Genomic DNA, 13901 nt, shown 5'->3' with positions numbered 1-13901 from the left:
GCCGGGGTTTCCCGGGCCCGCAACGGCAGTTGTGGAATGCGGTACCGATAGGTATACAGTATGGGTACAAAAAATCCACCGAGATCCGGTAGCCGCGCGCGAGGAGGTGCCGCTGAAGATGCCCGGCAGCGACGGTGCGTCCGAACCCGAAGACGCGGTGCTGTACGAGACCACGGACGCCGGTGTCGCGATCCTCACGTTCAACCGCCCCGAGCGCCTCAACGCCTGGGGTCCCGACATCGCCGCCGGCTTCTACGCCGCCGTCGACCGCGCCGAGCAGGACCCGGACGTCCGGGTGATCGTGCTGACCGGCCGGGGCAGGGGCTTCTGCGCCGGCGCCTATCTCGGCGCGCCGAGCGCGGCGGCCAACATGGGCGAAACGATGGAGAGAGCGGGCCGGACGAATCTCGCCGACCTGGTCGGCGAACGCCCGCCGCATTTCGTGACGACGCTGCGCAAGCCCGTCGTCGCGGCCATCAACGGTTCCTGCGTCGGCATCGGCCTCACCCAGGCGCTGATGTGCGACGTCCGGTTCGCCGCCGCCGGAGCGAAGTTCGCCGCCGTGTTCGCGCGCCGCGGGCTGATCGCCGAGTTCGGGATCTCCTGGATACTGCCGCGGTTGACCAGTTGGGGTGTCGCCCTGGACCTGTTGTTGAGCGGGCGCACCTTCCTCGCCGAGGAGGCGGCGCAGCTGGGCCTCGTCAAGGAAGTCGTCGCGCCCGAAGAGCTGATGAAGCGGGCGCTCGAGTACGCCGAGGACATCGCGCGCAACTGCTCGCCGGCGTCGATGGCGGTGATCAAGAGGCAGGTCTACGGCGACGCCACCCGCGACGTCGTGGACGCCACGGCGCGTGCCGAGGTGCTGTTGCACGAGGCGATGCCGCGGCCGGACGTCATCGAGGGGATCACCAGCTTTCTCGAGAAGCGGCCGCCGCAGTTTCCTTCGCTCGCGGGTACCGGAAAGGACTCATGATGACTGACTTGCCGTACAAGCCGATCGACGTCGACAACCACTACTACGAGCCGCTGGATGCCTTCACCCGGCATCTGGACAAGAAGTTCCGCAGGCGCGGCGTCCAGATGTTCAGCGACGGCAAGCACACCCAGGCGGTCATCGGCGACCGCGTCAACCGGTTCATTCCGAACCCGACGTTCGACCCCATCATCGTGCCCGGCTGCCTCGACTTGCTGTTCCGTGGCGAGATTCCCGAGGGCGTCGATCCGGCCTCCCTGATGAAGGTCGAGCGATTGGCGGAGCACCCGGAGTATCAGAACCGGGACGCGCGCGTCCGGGTGATGGACACCCAGGGCATCGAGACGGTGTTCATGCTGCCGACGTTCGGCTGCGGTGTCGAGGAGGCGCTCAAGCACGACGTCGACGCGACGATGGCCTCGGTGCACGCGTTCAACCTGTGGCTGGACGAGGACTGGGGGTTCGACCGCCCGGACCATCGGATCATCGCCGCGCCGATCATCTCGCTGGCCGATCCGGCCAGGGCCGTCGACGAGATCGACTACGTGCTGGCGCATTCCGCCAAACTCGTGCTCGTGCGCCCGGCGCCGGTACCCGGCGTGGTCAAGCCGCGCTCGCTGGGCGATCCCAGCCATGATCCGGTCTGGGCCCGGTTGGCCGAGGCCGGCGTCCCGGTCGGATTCCACCTCAGCGACAGCGGCTACCTACAGCTGGCGGGGATGTGGGGCGGCAAGTCGACGTTCGAGGCGTTCGGCGGATCGGATCCGCTGGAGCAAATACTGGTCGACGACCGCGCGATCCACGACACGATGGCCTCGATGATCGCGCATGGCGTGTTCACGCGTCACCCGAAACTGAAGGCGGTCAGCATCGAGAACGGCTCGTACTTCGTCTACCGGCTGATCAAGCGGTTGAAGAAGGCGGCCAACAACCACCCGCGGCTGTTCCCCGAGGACCCGGTGGAGCAGTTACGCAACAACGTGTGGATCGCCCCCTACTACGAGGACGATTTGCGGGCGCTGGCCGACGTCATCGGCGTCGACAAGATCTTGTTCGGTTCCGACTGGCCGCACGGCGAGGGCCTCGAGTCGCCGGTGTCGTTCACCGAGGAACTCACCGGATTCAGCGAAACCGACATTCGAAAAATCATGCGCGACAACGCCTTGGACCTCCTCGGCGTCAAAGCCGCGGTGCCGGCCTAGGCGGCCCAGACCGTGAGTGAATGGACCGTCGGCGCAGTCCTCGACGCCATCGCCGATGTCGTTCCCGACCGCTTGATGACCGCCTGCGGAAACCGGCGCAGCACCTTCGCCGAATCGGCGATACGGACCAACCGGCTGGCAAACTTCCTCATCGACAAGGGATTCGGCGTTTACGCGTCGCGTGAGGAACTCGAGCGCTGGGAATGCGGGCAGGACCGGGTCGCACTCATCATGTACAACGACCTGTATCCCGACATGCTGATCGGATGCCTCAAGGCGCGCGTGGTGCCGGTCAACGTCAACCACCACTACTCGGTCCGCGAGATCCGCGACCTGCTCGACTACATCCGCCCCCGAGGAATCATCTATCACCGCTCGCTGGGTGCCCGGTTCGCGGAGGTGTTGCCGCCCAACGGGACCGAGTTGCTGGTGTCCGTCGACGACGAAAGCGGCGCCCCCGAGTTACCGGGGGCCATCTGTATCGATGACGCCCTGGCGGCCGGCGCCGCCGACCTCGACCTGGCGGGCTCGCCCGACGACCTGATCATGATGTGCACCGGCGGAACGACGGGACGCCCCAAGGGCGTGCTGTGGCGCCAAAGCGACATGTACGTGTCGTCGATGGTGGGCGCCGATCACGACAGCGTCACCGAGATCCACGACAAGGTCCGCGGCGGCGGCCCACCCTGGTTCGCGGTTTCGCCGCTGATGCATGCGGCCGGGATGTGGACCGCGTTCGCTGCGCTCTGCGCCGGCCTGCCGGTCGTGCTCTACGACGACCGCCACAAGCTGGACGTCCGGTCGGTGTGGGAAACCGCCGAGCGGGAAAGGGTGGGCATGATGACGATGGTTGGCGACGCCTACGCCGGCCCGCTGGTCGCAGAACTGCGGGCGCACACCTACGACCTGTCGGCGCTGAACGCCATCGGCACCGGCGGCGCGGCGACCAACGCGAAATACAAACGGGCACTAATGGAATGCCTGCCGCACATCACGATCATCGAAGGCTACGGTTCGTCGGAATCCGGGAACATGGCGTTCGGGCACAGCCGCGGCGGACATGCCAGCGAGACCTTTGAGCCCAGGACCGGCGCCACCGTCGTCTCCGCCGACCGCAGCCGGTTCCTGCGACCCGGCGAGCAGGAGATCGGCTGGGCCGCAAGGACCGGCCGGATTCCGCTCGGATACTTCAGCGACCCCGAGGGCACGCAACGGACCTTCCCGGAGATCGACGGCCGGCGGGTGGTGATCCCGGGCGACCGGGCGTCGCTCGAAAAGGACGGCACCATCCGGCTTTTCGGCCGCGATTCGCTGGTGGTGAACACCGGTGGCGAAAAGGTGTTCGTCGAGGAGGTCGAGGAGGTGCTGCGCGCGCATCCGGGTGTCGCCGACGCCCTCGTGGTGGGGCGGCCGAGCGAACGGTGGGGCCAGGAGGTCGTCGCGCTGATCGCGGCGCACCCGGGCGCCGAGCCCACCACAGAGGCCCTGTACAGCTTCTGCACCTCCCGGCTTGCGCACTTCAAGGCGCCCAAGGCGTTCATCTTCGTCGAGCAGATTCAGCGGCTCGGCAACGGCAAGCCCAACTACCGCTGGGCCCGGGAACAAGCCGAAGAGAAGGTGTCATGAGCACCGGAGCCATCGACTGCCTGGTCAACGTACACTTCGGGGAGGCCGAGTCCCAGCCCTCCTGGATGCTCAAGGTCCGCGACGACTACTTCAAGGGGCCGGAGTCGATGTTCGCGCCGGTCGACCTGTCCGAGCTGCTCGACGAGATGGACGAACAAGGCGTGCGCAAGGCGATTCTGATGGACTCGCTGACCAACCCGTCGACCACCGCGCGCAAGTTCGTCGAAGCCAAGCCGGATCGGTTCGCGCTGGCCATGGGCGGGGTCAACCTGCTGCGCCCGGTGCGGCCGCTGCGCGAGCTGAGCGCGATCGTCGGCGACCTGCCGGTCGCGTATGCCGTAGTGGGACCGAGTTTTTGGGGCGATGGCCAGTATCCGCCCAGCGACGCCGTCTACTATCCGCTGTACGCCAAGTGCGCGGAGATCGACCTGCCACTGTGCATCAACACCGGCATCCCCGGGCCACCGATCCCCGGGGAGGTCCAGCACCCCATGCATCTCGACCGGGTGTGCGTGCGGTTTCCCGAACTCAAGCTGTGCATGATCCACGGCGCCGACCCGTGGTGGGACGTCGCGATCCGGCTGCTGCTCAAGTACGCCAACCTGCGGTTGATGACGTCGGCGTGGTCGCCGAAGCGGCTGCCGGAAAGCCTGCTGCACTACATGCGCACGCGCGGGCCCGACAAGGTGATCTACGCGTCCGACTGGCCGGTGCTGCGGATGCGCCGCGTGATACCCGAGGCCCGCGCGCTGGACCTGCCGGCCGACATCCTGGACAACTACCTGCACAACAACGCGCGGGACTTCTTCTTCGGACGGGAGCACTGACCATGGACCGCTTCGAATTGCGCAGGCTGGACTACAGCCTGTCCGACGACCACGTGGACCTGCAGAACGCCTACCGGCAATTCTTCAAGACCCACTGCCCGATCGAAACCGTCCGTGCCGCAGAGCCTTCCGGCTTCGACAAGAGCCTGTGGGAGCGGCTGTGCGCGATGGGTGCGACCACGATGGCGCTGCCGGAGTCGTGCGGCGGTGACGGGGCGACGCTGGTGGACCTCACCCTGGTGGCCGAGGAGGTCGGCCGGTCGCTGGCGCCGGTGCCGTGGATCGACCACGTGTGCGCGGCGCGGCTGCTCGGCCGGCTGGGGGCGCTGGGCGCCGAGACCACCGGGGTGGCCAACGGCGAACAGCTCGCCGCGCTCGACGCGCGGCTCGACGATGCACCCGGTGCCCGGCTGATACCGACCGGGTCGATCGCCGACCACATCATCGTCCGGGACGGCGACCAGGTGGTGCGCTTGACGTTCGGAACCCGCCCGGCCAAGGTCGACAACATCGGCCGGCTGCCGATGGCCTGGGTGGACCCCGCCGCCGCCGACGGCCGGACCGTCATCGCCGAAGGCCCCGACGCGACGGCGAATTATCAACGCGCGCTGGACGAATGGCGGCTGCTGACCGCGGCGGCGCTGGTCGGCCTGGTCGAGGAAACCATGACCATCGCCGCGGAGTTCGCCAAGACGCGCTACACACTGGGCGTACCCATCTCGACGTTGCAGGCGATATCGCACCCGCTGGCGAACATGGCCATCACCGTCCAGGGCGGGCGCAACCTCGCCCGGCGCGCCGCCTGGTTCCTGGACAACGAGTCCGACGAACGACCCGAGCTGGCGCCGTCGGCGTTCGTGTTCATGGCCGAGGAGGCCGCCAAGGCCGCGACCATGGCGGTGCACATCCAAGGCGGGCTTGGGGTTTCGTCGGAGGCCGCCGCGACGGCCTATCTGGTGCGGGCCAGGGGATGGCCGCTGGCGGCCGGCGACCCGGGCGCGACCGCCCAACGGGTCGCCGAACTCGTGACCGCCCGCGAAAGCGCCGAGTAGACAGGGACCACACATGGATTTCTCCCGGGTCGAGCTGTCCGACGCGGATCGGGCCTTCCGCGACGAGGCGCGGAGCTTTCTGGATACCCACATGACCGAGGAGGTCAGGCGACGAGACCGCGAGACCGGCGACAACTTCGACGAGGGTCTGCACCTGAAGTTCGGCGCCGCGGGCTATCTGGAAAAGGAGTGGAAGCCCGAATCCGAGGGCGGGTTCAGCCGGGTGCGGCGCCGCATCTGGGAGCTGGAGAAGCGCCGGGCGCATGTGCCGTGGGTGACGTGGGGGACCACCGCGATGGTGGCGCGTTCGGTGGCGAAGTTCGGGTCACCGGAGGTCCGCGACGAGGTGCTGCCGAAGGTGTTCAGCGGCGAGGTCCGGCTCTGTCTGGGCTACACCGAACCCGAGGGCGGCTCCGACGTCGCCACCTGCAAGACCCGCGCGGTGCGCGACGGATCCGGCTGGGTTATCAACGGCTCCAAGATGTTCACCACCGGCGCGCACAACTGCCAGTACGTCTTCCTGATCACCAACACCGCCCCGGGCGCGCCGAAACACAAGAGCCTGACCATGTTTCTGGTGCCGCTGGACAGCCCGGGCATCGAAATCCAGGGCATCCGCACCGTGGACGGCGACCGGACGAACATCGTCTACTACAGCGACGTCCGCGTCGACGACAAGTACCGGCTCGGCGACGTGAACGCGGGCTGGACCGTGCTGCGCGAGCCGCTCAACACCGAGCACGGCGCCGTCGCCGCCGCGCCCGACGGCCTGCAGGACGCGTCGATCATGATGCACCAGGCCGGTTCCCTGGCCGAGGCGGTGGACAACGCCGTGGCGCGGGTGACGCGGCCCGACGCCGCCGGCCGCCGGCCCGTCGACGACAGATCGGTCGCCTACCGGCTGGGCCGCAGCGTCGCCCGACTGGAGGCGGCACTTTCCTCCCCGAACATCTACGGCCGCGTCGCCATCGCGCAGACGATGCGGGACATCTCGCCCGACCTGATGGACATACTCGGGGCCGCGTCGGCCCTGCCGTTCGGCGCCGAGGGGGCCGCCGACGACGGCAGCGCCGAATACGCCTACCGGTTCGCTCCCCTGGTGGGAATCTACGGCGGCACGCTGGAGGTGTTCCGAAACATGATCGCCCAGTACGCGCTTGGGCTGGGCAAGCCGGCCTACGCGAAAACCTCCTGACGCCGAAAGTGAAGCTGTTGCGACGGAATCGGCTTGTCGTCGCAACAGTTTCACGCTCGGCGACGTCAGGTGGTTAACACCGTCGCCGCGGCGGTGCCGGGCGCCCCGTACAGCTGGGTGAACCCCACCGTCGGATTGCCGGGAACCTGGCGGTCGCCCGCCTCGCCGCGGAGTTGGCGGACGATTTCGTGGATCTGGCGCAGCCCGGAGGCGCCGATCGGCTCGCCGTTGGCGATCAGCCCGCCGTCGGTGTTGACGGGCATCGCGCCGCCGATCTCGGTGGCGCCGTCGGCCAGCAGCTTCTGCTGATCGCCGTGGGCGCAGAATCCGCACTCGGCCATGTGGATGACCTCGGCGCCCGCGTCGGTGTCCTGCAGCTGGATGACGTCGACGTCTTCCGGTGCCACGCCGGCCTTTTCGAACGCGGCCTGTGCGGCGTACACGGTCGGCGCAACGTCCTCGTCGACCGGGGCGAAGGTGGTGTTGACCTCGTAGGCGCCGTAGCGGCGCGTGCGCACCTCCACCGCCCGCAGGTATACCGGCTTGGAGGTGTAGCGGTGCGCGATATCGGCCCTGCACATCACCGCGGCGGCGGCGCCCTCGTCGGGCGCGCAGAACATGTACTGGGTCAGCGGGTAGTTGAGCATCGGCGAGTTCAGGATCTGATCCTCGGGGATCGGCTTGCGGCGGAAGGCATTCGGGTTCAGCGAACCGTTGCGGAAGTTCTTGGCGGCGACCTTGGCCAGCGTCTCGGCGGAGATGTTGTGCTCGTGCAGGTAGCGGTTGGCCTTCATGCCGAAGAACTTGGTGGTCAGATACTGCCCGTTCTCGGCGTACCAGCGCGGCATCCCCACCAGCGCCGGATCCTCGGTGAACGCGCCGCGCGGGTGCTTGTCCAGCCCGATGGCGATGCCGATGTCGTAGTCGCCCAACCGGATCCCGTCGGCGCAGGCCTTCACCGCGCTGGCGGCAGTCGCGCACGCGTTGAACACGTTGGTGAACGGGATGCCGGTGAGCCCGACCATGCCGACGATCGCGTCGGGGTTGGCCACCGTCCAGCTGCCGCCGGTGGCGAACTGAATGTCCCGCCACGCGACGCCGGCGTCGGCGACCGCGGCGAGGATCGCGTCGACGCCCATCTGCATCGCGGACTTGCCCTCGAAGCGGCCGAACGGGTGCAGTCCCACGCCGATGATGGCGACGTCATTCACGCTATGGCTCCCGATTCCTTGAGTTCGGCGATGCGATCCCAGTCCATGCCCAGCTCCATCAGGACGACCTCGGTGTGCTCGGAGGCCTGCGGCGCCCTGGTGGTCACCAGCGGCTCGTGGTTGAACTGCACCGGACCGCGCACGACCTTGAACGGTGCGCCGCCGCTGGCGAGCTCGACCTCGCTGATCATGTCGTTGGCGATGGCCTGCTCGTCGTCGGCCAGGTCGAGCAGGCTCTGGAACGGCGCCCACTGGCCCTTCATCGATTTCAGGTGCTGGCGCCAGTACTCAAAGGGCTTGGCGGCGAAGGCCTTCGCGATCAGTTCGGCGGCAGCTGCTGCGTTCTGGATCAACGGCAGCACCTCCGAAAAACGGGGATCGTCGGCGGCCTCGGGGATGCCGAGGTGCTCGAAGGTGTCGCGGATCAACCCGGTCGGGCTGATGATGCACAGGTTGATCGTGCCGCCGTCGGAGGTCTCGTAGTTGCCCATGAAGGGGTTCACCGACATCGCGGCAGCGGAGCCCGGCATGAACGTGCGCATGACCTCGCCGGTCTCCATGCCCTGCGTCACGCTGGCGCCCGCCGCCCACCAGGCCGTGCTCAGCAGCGACACATCCAGCTCGAGGGCCTCGCCGGTGCGCTCGCGGTGCAGCAATGCGGCCGAGATGCCGCCGGCGATGAACATGCCGCCGATGGAATCGCCGAACGCGGGAATGCCTTGTCCCAGTGCGCCGCCCAGCTCCTCTGGTGTCAGCGCGTACCCGATGCCGCTGCGCGTCCAAAACGCGGTCCCGTCGTAGCCGCCGACGTCGCGCTCGGCGCCCTTGTCGCCGTACGCCGAACCCCGCGCATACACGATGTCGGGGTTCACCGCGCGGATGTGTTCGACGTCGAACTTGTGCTTCTGCCGTTGCGCCGGCATGTAATTGGTGAGGAACACATCCGAGGCCTTGGCCAGTTCGTAGATCACCTCCTGGCCGCCCGGCGTCGACACGTCGATGCCGACGCTGCGCTTGCCCCGGTTGGGATGCTCCATCAGCGGATGCCGGTCCGGGTCGACTTGGATGCCACCCATGTTGAGGAAGCCGCGCTGGGTGTCGCCGCGCAGCGGGTGCTCCACCTTGATGACGTCGGCGCCCCAGTCGGCGAGGATGGCCCCCGCCGCCGGGACGAACGTGAACTGCGCCAGCTCGAGGACCCGAAAGCCCTCCATTACCTTGACCATTCCCGGACCCTACTTCGCGTCGAACGTCACCGGAAGCGCGGTCGGCGAACGGAAGGGCTGCCCGTGGATGTGTGGATCGTCATCGGTGAGCAGGTTGACGTTGGTCAACCGATTCAGCAGGCATTCCAGTGCCACGCGGGTTTCCAGCCGCGCCAGGTGCAGGCCCAGGCACGTGTGCTCGCCGGCCGCGAAGGAGATGTGCGGCATGTGCTTGCGGAAGATGTCGAATTCCTCCGAACGCTCCCAACGCTGTTCGTCGCGATTCGCCGAGCCGATGCACACGCCGATCACCGAGCGCGCCGGAATCTCAACACCTTCCACCTCGATGTCCTCGGTGGTGAACCGCTGCACGGTGGTCAGCGGCGTCTCGAAGCGCAGCCCCTCCTCGATGGCCTGGGGGATCAGTCCGCGGTCGGCCTGCACCGCGGCGAACTGGTCGGGATGGGTGAGGAGCAGATACAGCAGGTTTCCCGAGGACCGGTAGGTGGTCTCCAACCCGGCCGGCAGCAGCAGGCGCAAGAAGGAGTAGATGGCCTCGTCGCTGAGCTTTTCGCCGTCGATCTCGGCGGTGACGAGGTCGCCGATGATGTCCTCGGTGGGTTTGGATTTGCGTTGCTCGATCTGCTCGACGAAGTAGTCCTTGAGCACCGCCGACGCCTCGAAGGCCCGTTCATAGTTGACGTGATAGCTGATCAGCTCCACGGCGCGGGTGTGGAACATCCCCAGGTCCTCGTCGGGCAGACCCAGCAGTCGCGCGATGACCCGGGTCGGGAACTCGAACGTGAAATTGCGGACCAGGTCGGCGTGGCCGGCGTCGATGAATTCGTCGATCAACGCGTTGCAGACCGGCCGCACGATGGCGGGCTCCCACCGGGCCAGCGCCTTCGACTTGAACGCCGCGGACACCAGGTTGCGATGATCGCGATGCTTCTTGCCCTCCATCGCCAGGATGGTGGGACCCATGAACAGCCCGATCGTCTTGTCGTAGGGCTCCGAGCTGAACACCCGGCCGTCGCGGAACACCGTGTTGACCGCGTTGAACGACATCGCGGAGTACTCCCGTTTGGGCATCAGGGACTCGGGTGTCTTCGAGTAGTCCATGAGGGTGCCCCGGAAGACGCCGCCCTGCCTGCGCTTGTGGGCGAAGAACGGGTAGGGGTCGCGCAGGCTGACGGTTTCGTCGCCGGCGGGGGCGGCAGTGTGCGCGTTGGTCGTCACCATGCGTAAGATCGTACTGTAATTCTTACAGTAGACAATATGGGTCGGTGACGACGGCGACGCGGCCTTGGTACTTCACCCGGTCACGGCCTGCTCGCGCGCCCACCGGTAGTCGGCCTTGCCCGACGGGCTGCGCTCGATGACCGGGCGGAACACGATCGCCTTGGGGAGTTTGTAGCGCGCCAGCGACTGGGCGGCGTGCGCGACCAACTCGTCGGCGCTGGCGTCGGCGCCCTCGGCCAGCGCGACGACGGCGACGACCTCCTGCCCCCACCGCTCGCTCGGCCGCCCGGCGACCACCACGTCGGCCACCGCGGGATGCGACGCGATCGCCGTTTCTACCTCCTCGACGAAGATCTTCTCGCCGCCGGAATTGATCGTCACCGAGTCACGGCCCAGCAACTCGATGCTGCCGTCGGCGCGGTGGCGGGCCCGGTCGCCGGGGACCGCGTAGCGCACGCCGTCGATCAGCGGGAACGTCGCGGCGGTCTTGGCCGCATCGCCCTTGTAGCCCAACGGAACAAAGCCGCGCTGCGCCAGCCAGCCCATGCCGTCGTGACCCGGCCGCAGGATCGCGGACAGGTCTTCGGCCGCGACAAAGGTGTCCGGTCCGGCGTTGAAGGTTCCGGTCGACACGGCCCCCGATGCGGACAGGTGATGCATCTGGGCTCCGGTCTCCGAGGATCCGACTCCGTCGACGACGACCGCGTTGGGCAGCGCCTCGATCAGGCGCTGTTTCACATACGGGGTCAGCAACGCGCCGCCGTTGGCGACCACGCCCACCGACGACACGTCCGCGGTGCCCTTCTCGATGGCGTCCACCAAAGGTCGCGCCATCGCGTCACCCACGACGGTCACCACGGACACCCGCTCGCGCTCGATCGTGCGGACCGCGTCGTCCGCGTCCAAATGATCGACGACGGAGCCGAAGACGACGGACTGTCCTGTCGTGATCGCCATCATCACGCTCCACTGAGCAGCACCGTGGATCAGCGGCGGCAGGATCATCAGCTTGGCGCCGGGGCCCGCGACGACCCCCGCGGTGATCTCGTCAACGGAGCCGAATGGCTCGCCGGTCATCAGGTTGCGACCGCCGAACGACGTCATGAAGATGTCGTGCTGGCGCCACAGCACACCCTTCGGCATCCCCGTGGTGCCACCGGTGTACAGGACGTACAGGTCGTCGGGCGAATGCTGCACCGGCGGCGGCGAGGGCGGGCTGGATGCGATGACGGTCTCGTAATCCACTGCGCCGTAAACCAAGTCGTTGCCGGAGTCGTCGGCGATCTGAATCAGCACGCGCAGCTGCGGCAGGTCGGGAAGCACCTCGGCCACGCGGGGCGCGAAGGCGGAGTGGTAGATCAGCGCGGTCGCCCCCGAGTCCGCCAGCAGATACTGCAGCTCGCTCTTCACGTACCGGAAGTTGACGTTGAAGGGCGCGACCCGGGCCTCGAAGGCGCCGAGCAACGCCTCGACGAATTCGTTTCCGTTGTAGGCGTAGATGCCGAGCAGGTCTTGGCCGACCTCGTGGCCGGCGAGCGCGGAGCGCTCCGTGTGACATCCCAGTCCCCGCGAGTGCAGGTATGCGGCGAGCCGGCTCGATCGCTCGATCAGCTGGGCGTAGCTGTAGCGCCGCTCGCCCTGGATCACCAGCTCGCGATCGGGAATCGCGGTCGCGACGGCTTTCGCGACGGCGGGCACCGTGAATTGTGTCGCGGTGTCGGTCATTGCCATACTCCCAGCAGGTCGTCGGTCGTGGTGATGGTCGCCAGCAGCGACAGGGTGTTGGCGATGACGGCCTCGCCGTACTCGGTCGGTATGCCGGCGACGGCATCGCGGGGCACGACCACGCGGTAGGCGGCGTTGACCGCGTCCATGACCACGTTCGGTATCGCGATGTTCAGCGAAACACCGACGACCACGATGGTGGACACCCCGAGGTTGCGCAGCACCGCGTCGAGGTCGGTGCCGCCCATCGGCCCGACGCCGTGCCACCGGCTCAACACCAGATCGTTTGGCTCGGGACCCAATTCGGGAAGCACGGCCGCTCCCGGCGTGCCGGGGACGATGTCCACTTCACCGCATCCGAGCGCGAAAATCTTGGCGTTGTGGTTGGAGCCGAGCCCGTCGGGGCGCCGCTGCACCAGGCAGTGCACGACGTGCACGCCGGCCGCCCGCGCCGCCGGCAGCAGCCGCACGATGTTGGGGAGGGCGACGCGGCGCGCCTCCTCGGCGAGTTGCGCCAGCCCGGCGTGCGGGCCGACGACCGCGCCCTGGCATTCCTGGGTGACGATCGCGGTGTGCCCGGGCGCCACCAAGTCCTCGAGTGCCGTCATGCCGGCACTTCGTAGAACTGGGTGGCCCACTTACGCAGTGCCATATAGCCTTTCGCGTCGACCTTAGAAAGCGGCGGATGCTCGACGTACCGCTGGTAGCGCCAGATCTGCAGATCGTCGAACACGGTGGACAGGAACTGTTTTTCGATGAGCTCGCGCAGCCTGCCGTCGGGCACCTCGGCGGTGTCGCCGGGAGTCCGGGGCCACCAGATCGAGTAGAACAGGTCCGAACACTCGTCGTCGACGGGCGTGCAGGTGAAGATCAGCCGATGATTCTGCGCACCCTCGAAGGCGCTGATCGCCCCGCCCAGCCCGAACAGGTGGCTGTGGAACCGCAACGCGAGATCCTCGGGGTTGTCGCTGCGCGCGTCCGGCCAGCCCGCGACGAATTGCCATTCGTGGTCGACGATCCGCCAGTCGAGCACCCTGGGCGTCACGGTGGCGTGGTGCACGTACTCGAAATGCGCGCTGTCGGGGGCGTTCTCGGCGACGATCTGCGGGTGCACCGGTTCGCGCTCCGCGCGCCGGGAGAACTCCGGATATGCCCGGTAATAGGCGGCCGGGTCGGTCTCGAACTGGGGGAACTTTCGGAAGATGTCCGGCATTTCCCACTGCGGCTCCTTGCCGTCGGGCTGATGCCAGACGAACACGCAGTCGTACTGCTCGCGGACGGGAAACACCCGCAGCCGCAGCCCGCGGTTGGGCCGGTCCGGCTGGTAGGGGATGTATCGGTTCGTTCCGTCGGGGCCCCAGCGCCACCCGTGGAACGGGCACTCGACGCAGTCGCCGACCACCTTGCCGCCGTGGCCGATGTGGGCGCCGAGGTGCTTGCAGTGCGCCTCGAGGACGTGCAGTTCGCCGTGCTCGTCCCGATAGGCCACCAGGTCCTCGCCGAAGTAGTGCAGCGGGCGCACCTCGCCGACCGGGAATTCGGGCGACCACCCGACCATGAACCACCCGGTCACCTTCCAGGTGAAAGGCACTTTCACGCCGGCGCCTCCCGTGGTCGTTGATACTAAGGCCGTTACAGTATAG

At 67.6% G+C, this 13901-nt stretch carries 12 protein-coding genes; 6 read left to right on the top strand and 6 right to left on the bottom strand.

Going from position 1 to position 13901, the window contains the following annotated elements; translation table 11 throughout:
• Positions 1–118: 118 nt before the first annotated feature.
• The 6 genes from OQ968_RS07265 to OQ968_RS07240 are packed head-to-tail and all read left to right on the top strand — an operon-like array spanning position 119 to position 6875.
• Positions 119–973, top strand: a complete 855-nt coding sequence (locus OQ968_RS07265) for an enoyl-CoA hydratase (RefSeq protein WP_324676166.1) — start codon at positions 119–121, stop codon at positions 971–973.
• Complete coding sequence (locus tag OQ968_RS07260; RefSeq protein ID WP_324676164.1) at positions 973–2175, top strand: amidohydrolase family protein; 1203 nt, start codon at positions 973–975, stop codon at positions 2173–2175. The genes OQ968_RS07265 and OQ968_RS07260 overlap by 1 nt, the downstream gene beginning before the upstream one ends.
• 12 nt (positions 2176–2187) lie before the next feature.
• A complete protein-coding gene (locus OQ968_RS07255; RefSeq protein WP_324676162.1) occupies positions 2188–3801 on the top strand; it encodes an acyl-CoA synthetase in 1614 nt (537 codons plus the stop codon).
• Positions 3798–4628, top strand: coding sequence for an amidohydrolase family protein (locus OQ968_RS07250; RefSeq protein ID WP_324676160.1), 831 nt, complete (start codon positions 3798–3800; stop codon positions 4626–4628). Before OQ968_RS07255 ends, OQ968_RS07250 begins: the two co-directional genes overlap by 4 nt.
• A 2-nt stretch (positions 4629–4630) precedes the next feature.
• Complete coding sequence (locus tag OQ968_RS07245) at positions 4631–5680, top strand: acyl-CoA dehydrogenase family protein (protein WP_324676158.1); 1050 nt, start codon at positions 4631–4633, stop codon at positions 5678–5680.
• A gap of 13 nt (positions 5681–5693) precedes the next feature.
• Positions 5694–6875 (top strand): acyl-CoA dehydrogenase family protein, encoded by a 1182-nt coding sequence (locus tag OQ968_RS07240; protein WP_324676156.1) that lies wholly within the window; start codon positions 5694–5696, stop codon positions 6873–6875.
• A gap of 65 nt (positions 6876–6940) precedes the next feature.
• Here OQ968_RS07240 and OQ968_RS07235 read toward each other — a convergent pair whose 3' ends face one another.
• From OQ968_RS07235 to OQ968_RS07210, 6 genes are all read right to left on the bottom strand, one after another.
• Complete coding sequence (locus tag OQ968_RS07235) at positions 6941–8086, bottom strand: thiolase family protein (protein WP_324676155.1); 1146 nt, start codon at positions 8084–8086, stop codon at positions 6941–6943.
• The gene (locus OQ968_RS07230; RefSeq protein ID WP_324676662.1) at positions 8083–9300 is read right to left on the bottom strand and encodes a CaiB/BaiF CoA transferase family protein; all 1218 of its coding nucleotides are present in this window, start codon (positions 9298–9300) and stop codon (positions 8083–8085) included. Before OQ968_RS07230 ends, OQ968_RS07235 begins: the two co-directional genes overlap by 4 nt.
• A 21-nt stretch (positions 9301–9321) precedes the next feature.
• Complete coding sequence (locus tag OQ968_RS07225; protein WP_324676153.1) at positions 9322–10533, bottom strand: cytochrome P450; 1212 nt, start codon at positions 10531–10533, stop codon at positions 9322–9324.
• Positions 10534–10605: 72 nt separating this feature from the next.
• A complete protein-coding gene (locus OQ968_RS07220) occupies positions 10606–12258 on the bottom strand; it encodes an acyl-CoA synthetase (protein ID WP_324676151.1) in 1653 nt (550 codons plus the stop codon).
• The gene (locus OQ968_RS07215; protein ID WP_324676149.1) at positions 12255–12866 is read right to left on the bottom strand and encodes a cysteine hydrolase; all 612 of its coding nucleotides are present in this window, start codon (positions 12864–12866) and stop codon (positions 12255–12257) included. Before OQ968_RS07215 ends, OQ968_RS07220 begins: the two co-directional genes overlap by 4 nt.
• Positions 12863–13855: a Rieske 2Fe-2S domain-containing protein gene (locus OQ968_RS07210; RefSeq protein WP_324676147.1), complete on the bottom strand. Its 993-nt coding sequence runs from the start codon at positions 13853–13855 to the stop codon at positions 12863–12865. Before OQ968_RS07210 ends, OQ968_RS07215 begins: the two co-directional genes overlap by 4 nt.
• Between the last annotated feature and the right edge of the window lie 46 nt (positions 13856–13901).

The organism is Mycobacterium sp. 663a-19 (assembly GCF_035616495.1).
Taxonomy (GTDB): Bacteria; Actinomycetota; Actinomycetes; order Mycobacteriales; family Mycobacteriaceae; genus Mycobacterium.
This window is presented reverse-complemented; position numbering and strand designations above follow the sequence as displayed.